Source organism: Microbispora sp. NPDC088329, from assembly GCF_040685655.1.
Classification (GTDB): domain Bacteria; phylum Actinomycetota; class Actinomycetes; order Streptosporangiales; family Streptosporangiaceae; genus Microbispora.
This window is the reverse complement of record NZ_JBFBIP010000039.1, coordinates 14,754-36,531: the sequence shown is the minus strand read 5'-3', so window position 1 is coordinate 36,531 and position 21,778 is coordinate 14,754. Positions and strand designations below refer to the sequence as shown.

Sequence of the window (21,778 nt, the reverse complement as noted above, 5' to 3'; positions counted from 1 at the left end):
CTGCGTCCGGTGTCGGCGATCACGCTGCTGCTGGGGCTGGTCTACACGCTCAAGGTGTTCGACATCATCTGGATCATGACGAAGGGCGGGCCGAGTGACGCGTCCACGACGCTGGCCACCTGGTCCTACCGGCTGGGTTTCGGCAACCTGCTGCCCTCGTTCGGGCCCGGCGCGGCGGTGGGCAACCTGCTGATCCTCATGGCGCTGGTCTTCGGGCTCGTCTACATCCGCGTGCAGCGACGGCAGGGGGCGGCATGACGCACATTCGGCGCACCTGGTGGCGGACCGGCCTGGGTGTGGTGTTCACCGCGTTCATGCTGTTCCCGGTCTACTGGATGATCAATGTGTCGTTCACCCGGGACCAGGACATGCGCAAGTCGCCGCCGTACTGGTTCCCGGTGCACGGGACGCTCGAGGGCTACCGGGCGGTGCTGGAGCAGCAGTTGCCGTTCCTCGGGGTGAGCCTGGTCGTCGGGCTGGGCACGGTGGCCCTCACGCTGGTGATCGCGGCGCCGGCGGCGTACTCGCTGGCCAAGCTGCGGCCGCGTGGCGGCGGTGTGCTGAGCTTCGTACTGCTGATCGCGCAGATGATCCCCGGTGTGATCATGGCGATGGGCTTCTACGCGATTTTCCTCTCCACCGGTGTGCTGAACACGGTGCCGGGGCTGATCGTGGCCGACTCCACGCTGGCGGTGCCGTTCGCCGTGCTGATCCTGACGGCGTTCATGTCCGGCATCCCCGAGGAGCTCATGCAGGCGGCGAGGGTGGACGGCGCGGGCGCGTTGCGCACGTTCGGCTCGATCGTGCTGCCGGTCTCCCGCAACGCGGTCATCACGGTGTCGCTGTTCGCGTTCCTGTGGGCCTGGTCGGACTTCGTCTTCGCCTCCACGCTCGACCAGGGCGGCGGCCACCAGCCGATCACGCTCGGCATCTATCACTACATCGGCAACAACAACCAGCAGTGGAACGCCATCATGGCCACCGCCGTGGTCGCCTCCATCCCGGCCACCGTCCTCCTGATCGTCGCCCAGCGCTACGTCGCCGCGGGCGTCACCGCCGGCGCCGTCAAGGACTGACGGCTCTCCCCGCATCCCCGCGGACGCGCCGTCACCCCGGCTCGATCGAAATGTTAGCGCTCACATACGCCCGGCGGCCCCGCCGGAACCCCTTCGAGCCGACGCACAACGGATGTGAACGCCCCCTCGTTCACGCAACGCAAAGGAGCAGCACCCATGTCCCGAACGGCACCCTCCTCGGGAGGTGCTTCAGCCCCGCGCCGTGGCCTCGGCCGGTTCCGGGGCGCATCCCGCCACGCAGCGCTTCTGGCGGCCGCGCTCACGATCGCGGCCACGGGAGCCGTCCTCTCCACCTCGCCCGCGGCCGCGGCCGCGGCGCCGGCCCCTGCGGCCACGCTCGTGGTGAAGGCCGACCAGCCTTTCCGGCCGGTCACGCATGTCGCGACGGGGTCCTTGTACGGCCTCGCCGACGACGCCACGCCCTCCGACGACCTGGTCAAGGCCATCAAGCCGAACACGTTCGTCCAGATGGCCGTGGGCGGCAAGCAGCAGGCGAAGGGCGACGTGCTGGTGGTCGCCGACAAGGCGGCCAGAGCGGGCGCGAAGGTCGTGAACCGCCTGTCGGACTACTACGCGGGCTGGCCGTACAGGTTCAGCTGGGACACCTGGCCGGGCGTCGTCGAGCAGCAGGTCAAGGCCGTCCAGGCGTCCGGAGCGACGAACATGGCGGCGTGGGAGCTGTGGAACGAGTCGGACAACACCTGGCTCGCGTCCAACGGCACCTACGAGGACTTCTGGACGAAGACCTTCCGTCAGGTGCGATCGCTCGACCCGACCACGCCGATCCAGGGCCCGAGCTTCTCCGACAACATCACCGACATGGAGAAGTTCCTGAGGAACGCGGTCGCGACCGACACGGTCCCCGACATCCTCGCCTGGCACGAACTGATCAACTCGGGCAAGATCGTAAGTGACCTCGCCAAGGTCAACGCCATCATGAAGGACCTCGGCATCAGCCCCCGCCCGATCTCGATCGAGGAGTACGCGGCGCCCTCCGAGGTCGGCATCCCGGGCTCCCTGGTGGGGTACATCGCGAAGTTCGAGCGATACGGCATCCACGACGCCGAGCTCGCGTTCTGGAACGGTTACGGCGCGCTCGGCGACCTGCTGACCGGCACCGGCGGGAAGCCGAACGGCGCCTACTGGCTCTACAAGTGGTACGCCGACATGAGCGGCGACATGGTCACCACCACCCCGCCCAATGCCACGACCGGCCTCGACGGCGCCGCCGCCGTGCCCACCGACAAGAAGCAGGTCAGCGTGGTCTTCGGCGGCGGCAGCGGCGCCACCGCCGTCAAGGTCGACGGGCTGGACAAGCTCGACCTGGGCGGCACCGTCCACGCCAGGCTCGAGTACACCCCGTCGTACGGGCGCACCAACCCCGTCGCCGGCCCGATCACCATCTCCGACACCGTCTACCAGGTGACCGGCGGCTCCATCACCGTGCCGGTGGCGATGAGCTCCGCCGACGCCTACCACCTGGTGATCAGCGGCGCCGGTGCGGCGACCGACCTCGAAAGCACCTATCGGATCACCAATCTCAACAGCGGGCTCGCGCTCGACACCCATGACGCGGGCACGTCGGCCGGCACCCTCGTGAACCAGGCCACCGCCACGGGCGGCGCCACGCAGCGATGGAAGCTGGTCTCCACCGGCTCCGGCCTGCACAAGGTGGTCAACGCGGCCAGTGGCCTGGTGCTCGGGGTGAAGGACGCCTCGTCCGGCAACGGCGCCTCCGCCGTGGTGGAGACCGACACCGGCGGCAACACCCAGCTCTGGCAGGTCGTCCCCGACGGGAAGGGCCACAACCAGCTCGTGAACTACGACACCGGTCTCGTGCTCGCCGTCGACGGCATGAGCAAAGACTCGGGCGCCCAGGTCGTGCAGTGGAGTGACACCACCGTCACCTCCTCCGGCATCGGCGGCACCCGGGTGGCCGGCAAGCTCGGCAAGGCCGTCGCGCTGTCCGGCGCCAGCCAGTACGTCAACGTGCCGCGCGGCGCGGTGAGCGGCGTCACGGGCGACTTCACGGTCTCGACGTGGGTCAACCCCACGAAGAACTCCACATGGTCGCGCGTGTTCGACTTCGGCACCGGCGCGTCGAACTACATGTTCCTGACGCTCACCAATGGCGCCGGGCTCCGGTTCGCGATCACGACCGGCGGCGCCGGCGGAGAGCAGCTGATCAGCTCCACCACGACGCTTCCGCTCAACACCTGGTCGCTGGTGACGGTGACCGTGTCCGGCACCACCGGCACCCTCTACGTCAACGACAAGGTCGTCGGCACCAACGCCAACCTCACCCTGCACCCGTCCAGCCTCGGCAGCACCACCCAGAACTGGATCGGCCGCTCGCAGTACGGGGGTGACCCGTACCTGGCCGCCGCGGTCGACGACTTCAACGTCTACAGCCGCGCGCTGACCGCGTCCGAGGTATCCACCCTCGCGACCGGGCAGGCCGGCGCGGGAGACGTCCTGCGCTACACGTTCGACGAGACCGGAGGCACGGCCGTCGCGGACTCGTCGGGCAACGGACGCACCGCGACCCTCGTCGCCAGCCCGGTACCCGCGACGGGTGAGGCCGCCGTCCCCGACCACTTCTGGACCCTCACGCCCTACCTGACGATCAAGGGCGTGTCGGTGGCCGACGGCGCCACGGTCTCCGGCACCGCGACCTTCACCGTCGACCTCGGCGGCACGGCGTCCGACGTGTCCTACACCTACATCGAGCTCAACCGCGGCGGCGTCTGGCTGACCGACAACACCAAGGCGCCCGGCAGCCACAACGACGGGCTCCACCCCGACCTCGTCGTCGACACCACCGCCTATCCGAACGGCACGTACCAACTCAAGATCGACGCGGTCGGCGCGAACGGGCTGACCACCGAGCAGACCCTCTCCATCGTCATCGGCAACCCTCCTGGCTGGGCCGCGACCACGGTCTACGACACCGGTGACCAGGTGTCCTACCACGGGTCCGTCTGGCGCGCCTCGTGGTGGACGAAGAACCAGACCCCCGGCGATCCGTACGGCCCGTGGCAGGAGATCGTGACCACGGCGGACGGCACCGCCGTCTGGACCCCGTCTCGGATCTTCGTCGCCGGCGACCGGGCGGAATACCAGGGCGTCGCCTACCAGGCGAAGTGGTGGACCCGCAACCAGAAGCCGGGCGACCCGAACGGTCCCTGGAAGCGAATCGGATGAGATCGACAGGATGATGGCGCGGGCCGGGCGTCCTCCAGGCGCCCGGCCCGGGTGTGGTCACCGTGCGCCCATCAGCACTCCTCGGGGGTGGTCCGGGTGAGATGCGGACGGGGGAAGTGTTACCGCTCCCACCTCCAGTCGTCAAGAAAGAGGCCGGGCGGGCGTGAATCTTTCACGCCCGCCCGGCCTCTTTTCGTGTTCCGGTAGACGGCCCGGAACAGGGTGATGAACCGAATTTCGGGGTTCCGGCCAGCGGACGGGTCCGCAATGTCGCTTGACACCGTCGGCGGCAGGTTCTAGACCCTCATGTTACCGATAACTCACATCGTCGCCGACTTCCACGATCTCCGGCGGGAGCGTCGCTTCCGCCAACCCCGGCCCCACCACCCCATCGAGGAGAAGAACGATGCACGACTTACCCGTTCGCCCGGCGGCCGGGCGGCGGCGTTCGCCGGGCGCCGCCGCCATGGGCCTGCTCACGGCGTTCGTCACCCTGGCGGCCGCCGCGCTCACCTGGGCGGCACCGGCGTCCGCGGCACCCGCGCCGCTGGTGAGCGCCGCCTCCGGCCGCTGCCTCGACGTGAAGGGCAACGTCGACACGCTGGGCACGATCCTGGACATCTGGGACTGCAACGGCCAGGCCAACCAGGGCTTCGAGTTCACCTCGGCGGGTGAACTGCGCACCGTGAACGGCACCCGGTGCGTCGACGCGTACAACAACCAGACCTCGCCCGGCACCCAGGTGATCATCTGGTCCTGCAACGGCCAGAACAACCAGAAGTGGCGGCACAACGCCGACGGCTCCGTCACCGGAGTCCAGTCGGGGCTGTGCCTGGACGTCGACCACGGGAACACGACCAACGGCACCGCCGTCATCCTGTGGACGTGCAACGGCCAGAGCAACCAGAAGTGGAGCACCACGACCGGTGGCGGCAGCGCCCTCGTGGTCGACGCGGGCAGCGTCGTGCGCCCGGTCACCCGCGTCGGGTCGGGCACGCTGTACGGACTGTCCGACGCAAACACCCCGCCCGTGTCGATCATGCAGCCGCTGAAGCTCAAGCAACTTCGCCAGCCGCCGCCGCTGCACGAGCACCGGCCGAACGGCTCCCCGGTCCCGATCGGCGACACGTTGAACGTCTGGCGGAACGCCGCGGCCGTCGGCGCCGTGATCACCGTCGACATGGCCGACAGCTTCGACGGCTTCCCCTACAACTGGACCAACTGGAACGACTGGTACAGCCGGATCGACAAGATGATCGCGGCGGCCAAGTCGGCGGGCGTCAGCAACATCGACGCCTGGGAGCCGTGGAACGAGCCGGACTGGACCTGGCCGTCGGCGTCGGGCGTCTCCTTCAACGAGGGATGGGTGCGCACCTACCAGCGGATCCGGCAGAGCGAGCCCAACAAGGCCATCATGGGGCCGAGCTACTCCTACCTGAACCTGAACGCGATGCGGGCCTTCCTGACCAACGCCAAGGCGACGAACACGCTGCCCGAGGTCGTGTCGTGGCACGAGCTGAGCGGATGGCAGCAGGTCAGCGCCAACGTCCGGGCCTACCGGGCGCTGGAGCGCGAGCTCGGCATCTCGCCGCGGCCCATCTCAATCAACGAGTACGCCACGACCGGTGAGATCGACGTGCCGAGCAGCGTCAACCACTACATCGCGCAGTTCGAGCGCGAGGGTGTGCGCGACGCCGAGCGGGCGTTCTGGTACGAGGCCGGCACGCTCAACGGCCTGCTGTACAACGGCCAGCCCACGGCGTCGTACTGGATGTACAAGTGGTACGCCGACCAGACCGGCAACGTCGTCAAGGTCACTCCGACCACGAACAACGACGGCGTGGCCGCCTACGACGGCAGGACGTTCAGCCTGGTCTTCGGCGGCCAGGCCGGCAACAACACCATCCGCGTCGACGGGATCGGCGGGCTGGGCGCCTCGGTCACGGCGACCCTCGAGTACGTCCCGGGCTCGGGACGCAAGACGAACGTGGCGGCGGCGACCCGGGTGTGGTCGAACCCCTACACCGTCACCAACGGCAGCGTCACGATCCCGATCGCCGGCCAGGACGCCAACGGCGCCTACCGGCTGGTCCTGACGCCGAGATGAGACGCGTGGAGGCCGCCGGGCATCCCGGCGGCCTCCACGCACACCTGTTCGCGGGCGCCTATTCCCGCACGCCTATTCCCGGACCAGGTGCACCAGGGCGCTGGCATAGTCGCCGGGAGCCAGGTCGGGGAACACGCCGTGGGTGAGCAGGACGGCGCCGTGGTGGACCTCACCCGTGGCCGCGTCGCGGTAACGCGCGTCCGGGTCGAGGCCGCGCAGCGGGATCCCCGGATCGGCGTGCCCGAACCGGCGGGCGCGGCGGTAGACGAGCACGGCGGTTTCACCGCCGTCGGGGGCGAGGTACTGCACGGCCGACAGCTCGCCGCCCGGCGGCAGCAGGCGGTGCTGCCGGCCGTGCTGGACCAGCGGGCGGATCCGCTTGTAGGCGGCCACCAGCTCGGCCGCCCGGTCCAGATCGGCCCCGCTCCACTCGGTCAGGGCCCCGCCGATCGCGAGCACCCCGGCCATGGCCACGTGAAAGCGGAAGTCGAGCGGGATCTCCCGGCCGGTGTAGGGGTTGGGGCTGTCGGTGACCCACGCGCCCATCACCCGGGCCGGGTAGAGCTGGGTGAAGCCGTGCTGGATGTCCAGCCGGTCGAGGGCGTCGGTGTTGTCGGAGGTCCACACCTGGTCGGTACGCCGCAGGATCCCCAGGTCCACCCGGCCGCCGCCGCTGCTGCACGACTCGATCCGCACCCGCGGGTGGGCGGCGCGCAGCCGGTCGAGCACGTCGTACAGGGTGTGGACGTGGCCCAGCCACAGCCGCTCGTCCGGCCCGGCCTCGGTGAAGGGACGGTTCATGTCCCACTTGAGGAAGTCGATGGCGTTCTTGGCGAGCAACTCGTCCAGCGTCCGGTACAGCCAGTCCCCGACCTCCGGCCGGGACAGGTCGAGCACGAGCTGGTTGCGGTGCTCGGTGCGCGTCCGGTGCGGCCGGTGGATCACCCAGTCCGGATGGGCGCGGTAGAGGTCGCTGTCGGGGTTGACCATCTCCGGCTCCACCCACAGCCCGAACCGCATGCCCAGCTCGTGCACCCGGTCGATCAGCGGCCCGAGCCCGTCCGGGAAGCGGTGCGGGCTGGGATGCCAGTCGCCGAGCCCGGCGGCGTCGTGGATGCGGGCGCCGAACCAGCCGTCGTCCACCACGTACAGCTCCACGCCCATGCGGGCGGCCAGCTCAGCCAGCCGGATCTGCCCGTCGAGGGAGACGTCGAAGCCCGTGGCCTCCCAGGAGTTGTAGAGCACCGGCCGGATCTCGCCGGGGTGCGGCAGGACGTGCCGGAGCTGGTGGTCGTGCCAGGCGCGGCTGGCGGCGCCGAAGCCGCCTTCGGTGTACAGGCCCGCGCACACGGGGGTGACCAGCTCCTCGCCGGTGCCGAGCTCCCAGGTCACGGGGTCGTGCCCGAATCCCGCGGACAGCGTCACCCTCTCGGTGGGAAGGCGCTGGGCGGTGAGCCGCCAGCTCCCGCTCCAGGCCAGCGCGCAGGAGTAGACCGCGCCGTGCTCCTCGCCCGCCGTGCCGTCGTCGACCATCGCCCAGGGGTTGGCCTGGTGGCTGGTCACGCCCCTGCGGCTGGTCAGGACGGTCTCGCCGTACGGCAGCTCGGTGCGGTGCAGCCGGGTCTCGGCGCCCCACTGACCGCGTACGGAGCTGAGCCGGTAGCCGTTCAGCCGGGGGAGGACCCAGGTGGCGGAGTCGGCCCGTACGACGGTGACGGGCTCGCCCTCGTTGCGCAGGACCAGGTGGCGCTCGATCACGTCGCCGCGCAGGCGGTAGTGGCACTCCACGGCCAGCGGATAGTGACGGTCGGCGTACGCCAGCACCAGCTCCCGATCGGTGCGGCGTTGCCCGGTGAAGACGAGCTCCAGGTCGCGGGTGCCGTCGGCGAAGCGCACCTGCAGGCCGGCGTGCCCGTAGCACAGGCCCCCTGTGGCGACCAGGTCGAAGGAGCCCTCCAGCGGGTCCTCCACCGGCCGGAAATCGGGCCGCGGCAGCCGTAGCAGGAGCGAGGCCGCCTGCTCGGGGGTGAGCCGGGGCCCCCAGTGCACGACGCGCGGCCGGTCGGCCTCGTCGAGATGAAGGACGTAGGAGGAGGACGGCCCGGACAGCACCCAAAGGCGGCGTTCGGAGTCGTGGTGGATCATCTCAGCCTTTCGACGGCGAAGGAGAAGACGGCACGCATGCCGGACCCCTCCGCCGCGGGGCGCGGCGGAGGGTTGTGGAGACGCGGGAGGTCAGGCGGGAGCGGGGCCGCTGCTCTCCCGCACGATGAGTTCGGGCTCGCTCCAGGCCGGGACGGCCGGGGCGTTCTGCGGGTCAAGCCTGCGGTGCAGCAGGCCGAAGCAGGCCCGGCCGAGGCCCTCGAAGTCGAGCCGGACCGTGGTGAGAGAGGGGTTGAGATAGGCGGAGGGCGGGGAGTCGTCGAAGCCGACCACGCTGAGGTCGCCGGGGATGTCCCGCCCGGCCTCGCGGGCGGCCCGCATGACGCCCAGCGCCAGGTCGTCGTTGCCGCACAGGACCGCGGTGACCGAGCGGTCCGCGAGCAGGGAGCGCACGGCGAGGTAACCGGATCGGGGGCTCCAGCCGCCGGTCAGCGGCTCGGGCACCGGACGGCCCGCCGCGCGCAGCGCCTCCTGCCAGCCCTGGGTGCGCTGCGGCAGCACGCTGGTGGAGGAGGGGATGGCCACGTAGTGGACGGTCCGATGCCCCAGGCCCAGCAGGTAGCGGGTCGCGTGCGCGGCCGCCGCCCGGTCGTCCAGCCAGGCCTGCCAGGGGTCGTCGGGCCCGTCGTCGGGCCGTCGCTCGACGGCGGCCGCGACCGGGACGTCCGCGGGCAGCGCCCGCAGCGCGCGCACGCCCGCGTCGTCGAAGGCGATCACCATGACCGCCTCCCCCGGCCGGTTCAGCCGCAGAGCGATGTCCGCCTGGGCGGAGTCCCGCTCCAGCACGCTGATGCCCACGGAGAACCCGGCCGTCCTGGCCGCCTCCTCCATGCCGCGCAGCGTGGCGGCGGCGCCGTACAGGGCGGTGTCGGAGGTGAGGACGGTGACCGAGCGGACCGGCCCTCCGGCCAGCGCCTGCGCCAGCCGGTTGGGCCGGTAGCCGAGCTCGGCGATGACCTCCAGGACCCTGGCCCGGGTCGCCTCGCTGACCCGGGCCTTGCCGTTGATGACGCGGCTGACGGTCTGCTGGGAGACACCGGCCACCCGGGCGACGTCCCAGATGCTCGCCGACCGCGTGCGGGGGCCGTCCTGGGCAGGCATGTGACCGGTAACTTCCACGAATCAGACCTTACTTGATGGCGGCGTTGGCCTCGGTGGTGATCTTCTGGGCGGCGTCCTGCGGCGACAGCTGGCCCAGCCAGACCTGGTTGAAGATGTCGAGCGCCTTCACGTTGTAGACGTCGGCCGCCTCGGTCAGCGGATAGCCCATCGTGGTGCCCTCGGCCGCCTTCTTGAAGCCGGTGACGTCGACGCCCTTGGCCTTCCACGCGTCGGCGAAGACGTCGTTGAGTGAGGGGATGCCCGGCCAGACGGCGCCCGCCTGGGCGACGGCCTTCTGGTGGCGTTCGGACGTCAGCCACTTGAGCAGCTCCCACGCTTCCTTCGGATGCTTGGTGCCGGCGTAGACCGCCTCGGTCAGGCCGTTGTAGACGCTGCCCTTGCCGACCGGACCCGCGGGGAGGTCGGCGACGCCGAATCCGCCGCCCGGCAGCGCGGTGTCGAAGGCGCGCAGCATCCAGCTTCCGTCCATCGCCGTGGCCGCCTCGCCGCGGCCGACGACCTGGTCGAGGGACGGGCCGTTGGGCGGGTTGGTGACCGTGGCCGGCACCGCGACGTGATACTTCAGCCGCAGGTCCTGGACGAACTGGATGGCCTGCACGCAGGCCGGCTGGTCGATGGTCCACCGGCCCCACGGCTTGTCCTGGAGCGCGCAGCCGTTCTGCAGGGCGAAGTTCCACCAGTCCTGCTGGCCGGTGGGCGCCTGCATGGCCAGGCCGTACTGCTTGACCTTCTTGGGGTCGAAGCCGGCCTCGCCGGCGTGCTTGCCGTTCTCGTCGACCGTCAGTTTCTGCAGCGTCTTGACGAAGGTGCCGCCGTCGGAGGGGTTCCAGGTGAGGCCGTCGAGGTCGGCGGGGGTGAGCCCGGCCTCCTTGAGGGCCTTGGTGCTGTAGAAGAGCCCGATGGTGTCCCAGTCCTTGGGCAGGCCGTAGACCTTGCCGTCGACCTTCCAGCCCTCGGCGAGCTTGGAGTCGTAGACCGAGGTGTCCACCTTGTCCCGCGCGATGAGCGGCGCCAGGTCGGTGAGCACGCCCTCCTTGCTGAACTTGGGGAAGTAGGAGACGTGGTCCCAGAACACGTCGGGACCCGAACGCCCGGCGAGCTGCGTCTGGAGCTTGCTCCAGTAGTCGTTCCAGTTGTTCAGCTCGATCTGCACCTTGATGTTCGGGTGGGCCTTCTCGAACTCCCGGATCGACTGCTCGATCGGCGGCTTCTGCACCTCGTCCCACATGGCGTACCGGAGGGTGACGGCGCCGCCGGTCGCGTCCGGGTCGTCTCCGCCGCCGCAGGCGGCGAGGGACAGCAGGGCCGCCGCCACGACAGCCGATAAGGCGATTTTTCCGGTCATATGTGTATGTCCTTCTCTCCTCGGGGGGTGGTTATTTCAGCCCGGTGAGGGCGATCGAACGGACGATGTGCCGCTGGAACAGCAGGAAGATCACGACGAGCGGCAGCAGCGCGAGGGCGGCGGCCGCCAGGATCAGGTGGTACTGGGAGGAGTACTGGCCCTTCAGGGCCGAGATGCCGAGCGTGACCACCCGGGTGGCGTCGCCGTTGGTGACGATCAGCGGCCACAGCAGCGTGTTCCAGGTCGTGATGAACGTGATGGTCGCGAGGGTGGCCAGGATCGGCCGGCTCAGCGGGAGGAGCACCCGGACGAGCACGGTCAGCGTGCCCGCGCCGTCGATGCGTGCGGCCGACTCCAGATCCTTGGGGATCGTGCGGAAGTACTGCCGCACCAGGAAGATCCCGTACGGCGTGCCGAACGCGGTGGGCAGGATCAGCCCGAGATAGGTGTCGATCAGCCCGAACTCCCGCATGATCAGGAAGAGCGGGACCAGGGTGACGATCTGCGGCACCATCATCGTCGCGAGGTAGCCCCAGAACAGCGCGTCGCGGCCGGGGAACGACATCCTGCCGAAGGCGTAGGCGGCCATCGTGCTGAAGACGACCTGACCGGCCGTGACGACCCCGGCGTAGACCAGCGAGTGCAGCAGGAAGCCGGCCATGTCGTACTGCGACCAGACCTGGGCGAAGTTCTCGAGCGTGACGGGGAAGGCGGGCTCCCAGGCGGGGGTGGTCAGCACCTGGGAGGGTTCCTTGAACGCCGAGTTCAGCGTCATCAGGTAGGGCGCGACCGACACCACGGCGCCCGCGAAGAGCGCGAGATACAGAGCGATCCTCTTGATCGGGATCTTCTTCATCGGGTCCTCTTCATACGGGGGTCCTCAGGAGAAGTCGTAGACGGTGCGCTTGCGGAAGTAGAGGAACTGCGCCGCGGTGACCAGCAGGATCAGCGCGAACAGCACCATCGCCAGCGCCGAGGCGTAGCCGGACCGGAAGAGCTGGAAGCCCTGCTGATAGATGTGGAAGTTGAGCACGTCGGTCGCGCCGCCCGGGCCGCCCTGGGTCATCACGAAGACCGTGTCGAAGATCTGGAACGACCCGATCGTGTTCGTCACCAGCACGAAGAACAGCGACGGCCGCAGCAGCGGCAGGGTGATCATGAAGAACCGCTGCACCGGCGTGGTGCCGTCGATCGCCGCGGCCTCGTACAGGGTGTGCGGAATCGCCTGCAGCCCGGCCAGCAGGATCAGCATCGTGTAGCCCGTGTACTGCCAGACGTTCACCGAGGCGATCACCGGCATGGCCCACGCGGGGTCGGTGAGCCAGTTGGGGCCGTCGATCCTCACCAGGCCCAGCATCTGGTTGACCACGCCGTGTCTCGGGTCGAACACCCAGGACCAGATGATGCCGAGCGCCACCGGCATGGCCATCCAGGGCAGCACGAAGACCACCCGGAGCACCTTGCCGCCGCGCATCCGCCGGTTCAGCGCCAGCGCCAGCAGCAGCGCCAGCACGGTCTGCGCCGGGATGTTGAGCACCACGTAGTAGATCGTGTTGAGCACGGCCCGCCAGACCTCGGGGTCGGCGGCGAGCTCGCGGTAGTTGTCCAGCCCGACGAACGAGGGCGCGCCCATCAGGTTCCAGTCGAACAGGCTCAGCGCCGCCACGCCGAAGATGGGCGCCACCAGGAAGAGCAGGAAGCCGGCGAGGCTCGGCGCGAGCAGGGCGTAGGCCTCGGCGACGACGCGAACGCGCGTGGCGAGCCGGCGCTCCGCCCGGCGGTGTCCCCGCACGGCGTGTACGGAGGTGATGTTATCGGTCACATTCGTTCTCCACGTGCCACTCGGGTATCCGGAGGGCTCAGGTGATGCAGAGAAGAGTTACCGATAACATCGCGATCGTCAAGCGTTCGGGCAAAGGAATCACCCGGGAGCGGCGGGGACGCCACTCCCGGGCGGGGGAAGGAAGGACGGGGACGTGGTTCAGTAGACGACGTGGTTCAGTAGACGACGTGGTTCAGTAGACGACGTGGTTCAGTAGACGTATGGCCAGCCGGCGCCGTCCCAGCCGAGCTTGTTGATGCCGAGGCGCGAGGAGCCGTCGTCGGCGTACCAGTGGTAGAAGAGCACGTCGCCGTCGTTGTCGGCCAGGACGGCCTGGTGGCCGGGGCCGTGGATGCTCCCGTGCCCGGCCAGCACCTGCGTGCCGCCTCCCGAGGTCATCGCCGTCCCGTTCCTGTCGACGTACGGGCCGGTGACCGAGGCGGAGCGGCCCACCATGATCCGGTACGTGCTGGACGCGCCCTTGCAGCACAGGTCGAACGAGACGAACTGGTAGTAGTAGCCGCCGTGCCGGTAGATGAACGGCGCCTCGGTCGCGCCGCCGCCCCGGCCCGAGATGCCGAGGATCGTGCCGTTGGCGCGCTTGCCCGTGGCCGGGTCCAGCTGGACCATCTTGATGCCGGACCAGAACGAGCCGAAGTCGAGCCACCAGCCGCCCTGATCGTCGATGACGAGGTTGGGGTCGATGGCGTTCCAGTTGTCGGAGGTGTTCGACTCGATCACCAGCCCCTGGTTGGTCCACGACCCCGACGCCCCGGTCGTGCTGGTGGCCAGGAAGATGCCCGAGTGGTTGGAGCCGAAGGTCGAGGCCGCGTAGTACATGTAGTACTTGCCGTTGACGTAGGTGATGTCCGGCGCCCACAGGGTGTTGCTCCCGTTGGTGTACCCGTACGCCCAGGACACGCCGCCGGGGAACGCCGCGCCCGCGTTGCGCCAGGTGGTCCGGTCGGCCGAGGTCTTGAGCTGGACGCCGTCGCCGGTGTAGGCGAGCAGGTAGGTGCCGTCCGGCTTCTTGGTCACCTCGGGATCGTGGACGCTGACGTCGCCGTTCACGACGCCGGGGTTCGGATAGGAGGGCGGCGGGGTGCTCGTCCCCCCACCGATCTTGACGAGCTGCCACTGCTGGTTGGCGCCGCCGAGGTCGGTGTACTGGGAGACGCGGCCGCCGTCCGCGGTGGACCATTCCCAGACTTCGAGGGCCTTGCCGCTGTTGCGGTTGATCAGCTTGACGTACCCGCTGTCGGTGTCGGCGACCCGGAACTGCTGGTTGGCGGCGTTCTTGTCGACGTACTGGATGACGTCGGCGCCGTCGGCGGTGGAGCGGCCGGAGATGTCGACGACCTTGCCGCTGTGGCGGGACCTGAGACGGTAGTAGCCGCCGCCGGAGTCGACGAACTGCCACTGCTGCCAGGCGCCGTCGTTGCGCGTCCACTGGTCCAGGGGCGCGTTGTCGCCGAGGGCCTTGTTGTAGACGTCCAGCGCCTTACCGCTGTTGCGGTTGACCAGGACGTACGACGCGCTCGTGTCGATGGTCGCCGCGCCGGCCGGGCCGGCCGTCACGAGGGACGGGCAGATCGCGAGCAGCGCCAGGATCGCCAGGGCGAGGACGCGGCGCGGCCACGCGGGAGAGCGTACGGAGGTGTCCATCGGAGGGTGCCTCTCGTCGGGGACGGACGGCTGTGCGGGCAATGTGAGCGCTAACAACCTCGGTGTGGGAGCGCCTCCACACGGGCTGTCGTTCGCCGGGGAATCGCCGCTCAGTGTCGGCGGCGCTTCCCGGGTCGTCAAGGACCGCCGACCGCCGCCGGCTCGCCCGGCCGTGGAGGGGGCGGGGGTGAACGCGCGCGAAGCCCCCGGTAGGCGGGCAGGCCTCCGTGCGTCTGCCCTGCTTCGGCGTGCCGGAGGGGCGTCGCGGCCCGTGCCCGCCTGCGCCTGGCGGCTCCGGCGAGGGAAGGTGAAATTTTCACCTCCGTCTTGGCCGCGACGGCGTGTTCGCGCTAACAGCCGGATGTTCCCCCTGCCCTCATACGCAACCCGCTGAGGAGGCGCCATGTCTCCCCTCGTGTGAGTCGGCCGACTGGCCGGGGGTCGACAAGCGGGTTCGCAAGCCGCTAGGGTCCTTCTGAGTCAGTTAACTAACTCACTTTGAGGAAGCGAATCATGATCGTTGTGACGGGTGCCACCGGGAACGTCGGAGGGCGGTTGGTCGCGCTGCTCGCCGCCGCGGGGGAGCGGGTGACCGCCGTCTCCCGGCGGACCGCCGAACTGCCCGAGGGCGTACGGCGGGTGCGGGCCGACCTCGACGACCCCGCCGGACTGAAGGACGCCTTCGACGGTGCGGACGCGCTGTTCCTGCTGGTGGCGGGCCAGGACCCGCAGGCGATCCTCGACGCCGCCCGGGCGGGCGGGGTCCGGCGGGTCGTCCTGCTGTCCTCACAGGGGGCGGGGACCAGGCCCAAGTTCTACCGCCACCCCACCGCCTTCGAGGACGCGGTGCGCCGGTCCGGCCTGGAGTGGACGATCCTGCGGCCCGGCGGCTTCCACTCCAACGCCTACGCCTGGGCGGAGTCCATAAGGGGCGGCCGTACGGCCGCCGCCCCGTTCGGTGACATCGGCCTGCCGACCATCGACCCGGCCGACATCGCCGAGGTCGCCGCGGCCGTCCTGCGCGAGGACGGGCACACCGGCCGCGTCTACGAGCTGACCGGTCCCGCGCCGACCACGCCGCGGGAACGCGCGGCGGCGATCGGCGCGGCGCTGGGCGAGCCGGTGCGCTTCGCCGAGCAGACCCGGGAGGAGGCCCGGGCGCAGATGCTGGGCTTCATGCCCGAGCAGGTGGCCGAGGGGACGCTCGCCATCCTGGGGGAGCCGCTGGCCGCCGAGCGGCGGGTCAGCCCGGACGTCGAGCGGGTACTCGGCCGTGCTCCCCGGTCCTTCGCGGACTGGGCGGTCCGTAACGTCGCCGCCTTCCGATGAGCCCGATCGAGGCGTTCCCGGCCGCAGCGCCGGTGGCGGCCCCGGCCCGGCACGCCGGATGCCACGCCGGATGCCACGGCGTCGCCCCGCCCAAACCCGGCCGTCCGCGTCGTCGTTGAGATCACGGCCGGCCGAATCACGAAGCTCGACCTCCGAAAGGACCCGTCATGCCCGTTCAGCACGTTCTCGGCTCCACCATCCACTACCGCGACACCGGCGCCGGGGCCCCGATGGTCTTCCTGCACGGCAACCCCACCTCGTCCCACCTGTGGCGGCACGTCATTCCCGCGATCGGCGAGGGCCGCCGCCTGGCCCCCGACCTGATCGGTATGGGTGAGTCCGGCAAGCCCGACATCGCCTACACCTTCGCGGATCACGCCCGCTATCTGGACGCCTGGTTCGACGCCCTCGACCTTCGCGACGTGGTCCTCGTCGGCCACGACTGGGGCGGTGCCCTCGCCTTCGACTGGGCGTCCCGTCACCCCGACCGGGTGCGGGGGGTCGCCTTCACCGAGACCATCGTCAAGCCGATGACCTGGGAGGAGTTCCCCGAAGGCGGCAGGGAGCTGTTCGCGGCGATCAAGACGGAGGGCGTCGGCGAGGAAATGATCCTGAACGACAACGCCTTCATCGAGCAGGCGCTGCCGGGGACCGTCGCCACTCCGATCGAGCAGAGCGACCTCGCCGTATACCGCAAGCCGTACCCGACCAGGGAGAGCCGCCTGCCGCTGCTGCGGTGGGCCCGCTCGATGCCGCTCGGCGGCGAGCCGGCCGACGTGGTGACCCGCGTCGAGGCGTACGACAGGTGGCTGGCCGCCAGCCCCGAGGTGCCGAAGCTACTGATCGCCTTCGCGCCCGGGCCCGGCACGATGATGCACCAGGACGTGATCGACTGGTGTGCGGCCACCATGGCCGGCCTCGAGATCCGGCGGTACGACGAGGTCGCGGGGCACCACACGCCCGAAGACCACCCGGAGCTGATCGCCGCGGCCGTCGCGGACTGGGTGAAGGCGCACGGGCTCCGCTGACGTCTCGGACGCCGCGCCGGCGGACGACGAGGCCGTCCCGGCCCGGCCCCGGGCCCCGCGCCCGCCGCCGGGGAGCGGGAGCGAGATCGCCCGTGGACGCCGGGGCAGGTCGCAACTGTCGGTGCCCTCCAATACGGTCTTCTCGGCACGCGGAGCCCCGCCCGCCTCTCATGGTGAGGCGGGACTCCGCGATCGGGCGGGTGAGACACGTATCGGGGGGCCGGATGGCGGAACGCAGGGCGCTGGACCTCGACTCGCTGGCGATCAGCGATCGGTTCAGGCTGTTCAACTTCACCAGGCGCGACGACCATGTGGCCTACCTCTGGGTCCTGCGGGCGATGGACCGGCTGCGGGAGGTGCACCAGGTCCAGGTGGACGCCGGGGAGGTGCAGGCGGCGCTGAACGAGCTCGCCCGGCTCCACGACGAGGTCCCGACGTTCGACGGCAACCTGCGCGACCGGCTGGACGCCCTGTACGAGGACGGGGTGGTGCACCGGTTCGACGACGCCTCGCGGGCCGGCAACCTCGTCCGCTACCGCAACAGGCAGTCGGTCTACCAGTTCAGCGAGCTGGGCTACTGGGCGTACACGTCGGTCGAGGGGCTGCTCGCGGCCCGCATCCAGGACGCAAACCTGTCGCGGCTGGTCTTCTCCGACATCCTGGAGGACCTCAAGGCGCTCGCGGCGGCCAACCGCGCGGGGGAGGGCGAGCAGGTCTACCGACGGCTGTCCCGTCTGGACTCGGTGATGGAGGACATGGGACGCCGCTCCGCGCGCTTCCACGTGACGCTAGGCGAGATCATCCGGTCCACCGACGCCTCTCCCGAGACGTTCCTGCGTCACAAGAACGCCCTGCTGACGCACATGTCGGAGTTCATGGCGGAGCTCGACCGGTACCTGCCCCGCCTGGCCGCGGCCGTACGGGACGTCGAGGCGAGCGGCCTGGCCTCGCTGCTCGACCGCGCGTCGGCGGCCGACGAGCGGCCCTTCATGGAACGGTACGAGCGGCTGGAGGACTGGCGCCGCCGCTGGTCCGCCCTGCGGGCCTGGTTCGCTCCCGAGGGCGCGGAGGAGTCCCGCGCCGGTGAGCTGCGCAACGCCACGCGCATCGCGGTGTCGGGAGTGATCGCCCTGCTGCGGCAGATCTCGGAGGCGCAGCGTGGCGGCGTCAACCGGGCCACCCAGCTGCGGCATCTGGCCGAGTGGGTATGGAACGCGCCGGACGAGGGCGCCGCCCACGCGCTGATGGGCGCGGCGTTCAACCTGCGCAGCGCGCGGCACCTGGGCGCCGCCCACGAGGACACGGAACAGATATCGCCCAGGGCGACCTGGTGGGACGCGCCGGGCGTGGAGGTGTCGGTCACGCTCTTCCGCAGCGGGAAGGCGCCCACCACGGGCCTGCCCACGCCGGTGCGCGGCAATCCCGGCGCGCGGGCGGCGCTGCGCCGTGAGCAGGCCGCGGAACGCGCCGCCGAGCGGGTGGCCGCCGGCCACCTGGCGGAGCTGGGCGCGCACGGGCGGGTGCTCGACGATTCCGAGACCCAGATCCTGCTGAAGCTGCTGACGCGGGCACTGGAGGGACGCACGGTCGTCGCCGGCCGGCTGAAGAGGGGTTCCGGCGCGGACGACGCCGTGATGATCCGGCTCGTGCCGTCCGGCACCGGCAGTGCCGTGCGCACCGCGCGGGGGCTGCTGCATCTGCCCGGATTCCGGGTCGAGGTCGCCGGGCGGACACCGGTGACCGGTCCGGGGGCGGGCACGGGGGCGGGTTCGACGGCGGGGGGTGCCCGGTGACGACCGCCCGTGCCCGCGCCGCCGCCCGTGTCGCCGCCGGAGTCTCCGTCACCGACCTCGGCTCCTATCAGCAGGCGGTCCGCCGGGTCCTGACGTGCGATCTGATCACCAAGGAGCGGCCGCGGCCCGGCGTGCTCGACCAGGTGCTGCGCTGGGCCGACGAGATGACGCGCGACTTCCGCGAGCTGCTCGGCTACACGCTGATCGCCACCACCCACCACGTGCGGCTGGTCCGCCACCTCGACGTCCTGGACGACACGCAGCATTCGATCTTCTCCCGCAAGGGCAAGCCGTTCGACCGGCGCCGGCTGGCCTACCTGTGCCTGGTCCTCGGGTCGTTCCAGCGCTCCCGCATCGAGATCAGCCTGGCGGACCTCGTGCGCATCTTCACACCGCTGGCCAACTCCATCGACGGCCTCGGCTTCGATCCCGCGCTCGGCTCGCACAAGGCCGCCGTCGTCGACGTGCTGGGCTGGCTGGTGGACCGCGGGGCGCTGCGGCTGTCGGACGGCAGCCTGGAGTGGTGGGCGCGCGACACCGAACGCGGCGACGCGTTGTACGACATCGACCACGACATCTGCGCGGTGCTGTTCAAGCCCGCCCGGCCCGTCCAGCACCTCACCAGCGCGGCCGGCCTGGTGCACGAGCCGCCGCACTCGAACCCGGCCCGCCGGGCGCGGCGGCTGCTCGTCGAGTTCCCCGTGGTGTACTACGCGGACGTCGAGCCCGAGGTGGCCGACGCGTTGCGCGCCCCGGGCCTCGCCGAGGACCTCGTCCGGTTCACCGGCCTGGTCCTGGAACGGCGCGCGGAGGGCGTCATGCTCGCCGACCCGGGCGGCGTCTTCACCGACCGGCCGTTCCCGGGCCGGGGCAACGCGGTGAGCCGGGCGGCCGGCCTCCTGCTGGCGAAGGTCGCCGACCTGCTCGAGGATCCCGAGCACGTGCCGCGGTCGCTGCCCGTGCCGGCGCTCGCCGACGACCAGGCCGGTCTCGTCGCACGGATGGACGCGGGGCTGCCCCGCGACGGAATCGTCTCCGAGCTCGCCTGGTCCGCGTCCGAGGCCGAGCAGCCGTTACCCGGCGACCGGCCGCCGCCCGCCGAGGCGCCGTTCGTGCAGCGCGGCCACCTCGAGGCGATGACGACCGAGCTGTACGACGAGTTCGGGGCGGCCTCGTTCACCACCGCCTGGCAGCAGGACCCCCGGGGGCTGCTCGACGCGGTCATCGGCTTCCTCGCGGACCTGATGCTGCTCAGGCCGGTGCCCGGCGGGGTGCTCGTCCTGCCCGCCGCGCTGCGGTACCGCAACATCCGGGCCGCCCTGCCCACCCGGAGCCCGGGCGGCCAGCTGTCGCTGGTGCCGCTGCCGGATCCGTCCACGCGCAAGGACCCGCAGGCGCAGGAGGAGAAGTGATGACGCCGCCACCCGACCGGTTCCAGCCCAGCAGAGCCGGTGTGATCAACGTCTGGGACTACGTGGACGAGGAGTTCGCCTTCGCCGACGGGCGCCTGGTGCTGCGCGGGCACAACGGCTCGGGCAAGACGAAGGCGCTGGAGGTGCTCTTCCCGTTCATCCTCGACGGCGTGGCGGACGCCCGGCGGCTCGACCCGTTCAGCGGTGAGAACCGCACGATGAAGTCCAACCTGCTCTACCGGGGGCAGGAGGCCGAGTACGGCTACGTATGGATGGAGTTCGCCCGGCGGGAGATCGGGGCGGAACCGGCCGGGACCGACGAGACCGTCACTCTGATCATCGGCATCCGGGCGCACCGGCACCGGGACGGGGTGCGGACCTCGTTCTTCGTCACCGACAAGCGCCTCGGCGTCGACTTCGGGCTGCTGGCGCCCGACTCCCGGCCGCTCACCGAGCGGCAGCTGAAGGCCGTCCTCGGGCCGGACGCGCACAGCGAGACCGCCACGCAGTTCCGCGACGCGGTGGACGCCCGGCTGTTCGGACTGGGCAGGGAGCGCTACACCCAGCTCCTCGACCTGCTGCTCGCGCTGCGCCGCCCGCTGCTGGCCAAGGACCTCGACCCCGACAAGGTCTCGGGCACGCTCACCTCGGGTCTGAGCCCGATCGACGAGGAGCTCGTCGACCAGGCGGCTCGCGACTTCGAGAACCTGGCGGCGGTCCAGAAGCAGTTCGACGACTTCGCCGCCGCCGACGCGGCCGTGCGGGCGTTCCTGACCGACTACGTGGCGTACCTGCGCACGCACGCGAAGGCCCGGCTCGCCCGCGTCCAGACCGAGATGGACGGCGCGGTGGAGCACGCCCGCACGCTTGTGCGGGCCGAGGACGCGCGGAGAAAGGCCGCGGCGGCGCGTGAGGAAGCCTCGGCGGCGGCCACCGCGGCCGAAACCGAGCGCGAAGGACTGGAACGCCGCCTCGCCGCCCTGCGCGCGGACGACGCCTACCGCGCGCGGAGCGAGCTGGACCTGCGCCGCCGTCAGATCGTCAAGACGGGCGAGGAGATCGAACACGAGCGCGCCCGGCTGGCGGACGGCGCCGAGCACCTGACCGCCCTGGAAAGCGAAGCGGGCGAGCTCGCGGAGCGGCTGGAGGGTGCACGGGCGGCGATCGTCCGCTACGCCACCGATCTCGCCGACGCGGCGGAGCGGGCCGGCGTCTCCCACGACGGAGACGGCCCGGCCGACACCGGGGAGGACCTGCTCACGACGGCGAAGGCACGTGCCGCCGCCCGCCGGGACGACATCGCGAAGGCCCGCGACGAGATCGCCCGGGTGTCCGGGGCGAAGAAGGACCGCCTGCGGGCGGAGTCCGACCGGGACAAGGCTGAGGAGGAGGTCGAGAAACGGGAACGGCGGTGCGAGGCCGCCGACGCCGCGCTGGAGGCGGCACACGGCCTCGCGCGGGAGGCGCTCGACGCCTGGGCCGGCCGCTGGGCCCGCTGGCCACGGCTCCCCGAAGACGAGCGCCCGGCAACCGAGAGCCCGGCAACCGAGCGACGGGAAGACGAGCGTTCGGAGGGCGCGAGCCCGTTGCGCCGGTACCCGGAGCACGAACACCCTGAGCACGAACACCCTGAGCACGAACACCCTGAGCACGAACACCCTGAGCACGAACACCCTGAGCACGAACACCCTGAGCACGAACACCCTGAGCAC

General features: G+C 70.8%; 13 protein-coding genes and 2 pseudogenes. 9 read left to right on the top strand and 6 right to left on the bottom strand.

All coding sequences use genetic code 11. The features are described from left to right. From AB0O28_RS38435 to AB0O28_RS38420, 4 genes and pseudogenes are all read left to right on the top strand, one after another. Positions 1-258, top strand: a pseudogene (locus tag AB0O28_RS38435) (sugar ABC transporter permease); the annotation flags it as partial. Next, positions 255-1,076 carry a carbohydrate ABC transporter permease gene (locus tag AB0O28_RS38430; RefSeq protein ID WP_363647702.1) on the top strand — a complete coding sequence of 274 codons (822 nt, stop codon included), beginning with the start codon at positions 255-257 and terminating at the stop codon, positions 1,074-1,076. The pseudogene AB0O28_RS38435 and the gene AB0O28_RS38430, both read left to right, overlap by 4 nt. A gap of 156 nt (positions 1,077-1,232) precedes the next feature. After that, positions 1,233-4,280, top strand: coding sequence for a LamG-like jellyroll fold domain-containing protein (locus tag AB0O28_RS38425; RefSeq protein ID WP_363647700.1), 3,048 nt, complete (start codon positions 1,233-1,235; stop codon positions 4,278-4,280). A 406-nt stretch (positions 4,281-4,686) separates the two neighbouring features. Continuing rightward, positions 4,687-6,387 carry an RICIN domain-containing protein gene (locus AB0O28_RS38420; protein ID WP_363647698.1) on the top strand — a complete coding sequence of 567 codons (1,701 nt, stop codon included), beginning with the start codon at positions 4,687-4,689 and terminating at the stop codon, positions 6,385-6,387. A gap of 72 nt (positions 6,388-6,459) precedes the next feature. Here AB0O28_RS38420 and AB0O28_RS38415 read toward each other — a convergent pair whose 3' ends face one another. The 6 genes from AB0O28_RS38415 to AB0O28_RS38390 all read right to left on the bottom strand — a co-directional run bounded on the left by AB0O28_RS38415 (position 6,460) and on the right by AB0O28_RS38390 (position 14,504). Beyond that, positions 6,460-8,532 carry an alpha-galactosidase gene (locus AB0O28_RS38415; RefSeq protein WP_363647696.1) on the bottom strand — a complete coding sequence of 691 codons (2,073 nt, stop codon included), beginning with the start codon at positions 8,530-8,532 and terminating at the stop codon, positions 6,460-6,462. A 90-nt stretch (positions 8,533-8,622) separates the two neighbouring features. Beyond that, a complete protein-coding gene (locus AB0O28_RS38410) occupies positions 8,623-9,669 on the bottom strand; it encodes a LacI family DNA-binding transcriptional regulator (RefSeq protein ID WP_363647694.1) in 1,047 nt (348 codons plus the stop codon). Between the two features lie 10 nt (positions 9,670-9,679). Further along, positions 9,680-11,017 carry a sugar ABC transporter substrate-binding protein gene (locus tag AB0O28_RS38405; RefSeq protein WP_363647692.1) on the bottom strand — a complete coding sequence of 446 codons (1,338 nt, stop codon included), beginning with the start codon at positions 11,015-11,017 and terminating at the stop codon, positions 9,680-9,682. A gap of 31 nt (positions 11,018-11,048) precedes the next feature. Then, positions 11,049-11,873 carry a carbohydrate ABC transporter permease gene (locus tag AB0O28_RS38400; RefSeq protein WP_363647690.1) on the bottom strand — a complete coding sequence of 275 codons (825 nt, stop codon included), beginning with the start codon at positions 11,871-11,873 and terminating at the stop codon, positions 11,049-11,051. A 24-nt stretch (positions 11,874-11,897) separates the two neighbouring features. Continuing rightward, complete coding sequence (locus AB0O28_RS38395; protein ID WP_363647688.1) at positions 11,898-12,839, bottom strand: sugar ABC transporter permease; 942 nt, start codon at positions 12,837-12,839, stop codon at positions 11,898-11,900. A gap of 210 nt (positions 12,840-13,049) precedes the next feature. After that, on the bottom strand, positions 13,050-14,504 hold the full coding sequence (locus AB0O28_RS38390; protein WP_363647686.1) for a family 43 glycosylhydrolase: 1,455 nt from the start codon (positions 14,502-14,504) through the stop codon (positions 13,050-13,052). A 513-nt stretch (positions 14,505-15,017) separates the two neighbouring features. Here AB0O28_RS38390 and AB0O28_RS38385 point away from each other — a divergent pair. The 5 genes and pseudogenes from AB0O28_RS38385 to AB0O28_RS38365 all read left to right on the top strand — a co-directional run. Beyond that, the gene (locus AB0O28_RS38385) at positions 15,018-15,833 is read left to right on the top strand and encodes an NAD(P)H-binding protein (RefSeq protein ID WP_363647684.1); all 816 of its coding nucleotides are present in this window, start codon (positions 15,018-15,020) and stop codon (positions 15,831-15,833) included. 167 nt (positions 15,834-16,000) lie between these two features. Next, on the top strand, positions 16,001-16,861 hold the full coding sequence (locus AB0O28_RS38380; RefSeq protein WP_363647682.1) for a haloalkane dehalogenase: 861 nt from the start codon (positions 16,001-16,003) through the stop codon (positions 16,859-16,861). 224 nt (positions 16,862-17,085) lie between these two features. Continuing rightward, a complete protein-coding gene (locus AB0O28_RS38375; protein WP_363647680.1) occupies positions 17,086-18,654 on the top strand; it encodes a TIGR02677 family protein in 1,569 nt (522 codons plus the stop codon). After that, on the top strand, positions 18,651-20,066 hold the full coding sequence (locus AB0O28_RS38370) for a DUF2398 family protein (protein WP_363647678.1): 1,416 nt from the start codon (positions 18,651-18,653) through the stop codon (positions 20,064-20,066). Before AB0O28_RS38375 ends, AB0O28_RS38370 begins: the two co-directional genes overlap by 4 nt. Continuing rightward, a pseudogene (locus AB0O28_RS38365) lies at positions 20,066-21,778 on the top strand (TIGR02680 family protein); the annotation flags it as partial. The gene AB0O28_RS38370 and the pseudogene AB0O28_RS38365, both read left to right, overlap by 1 nt.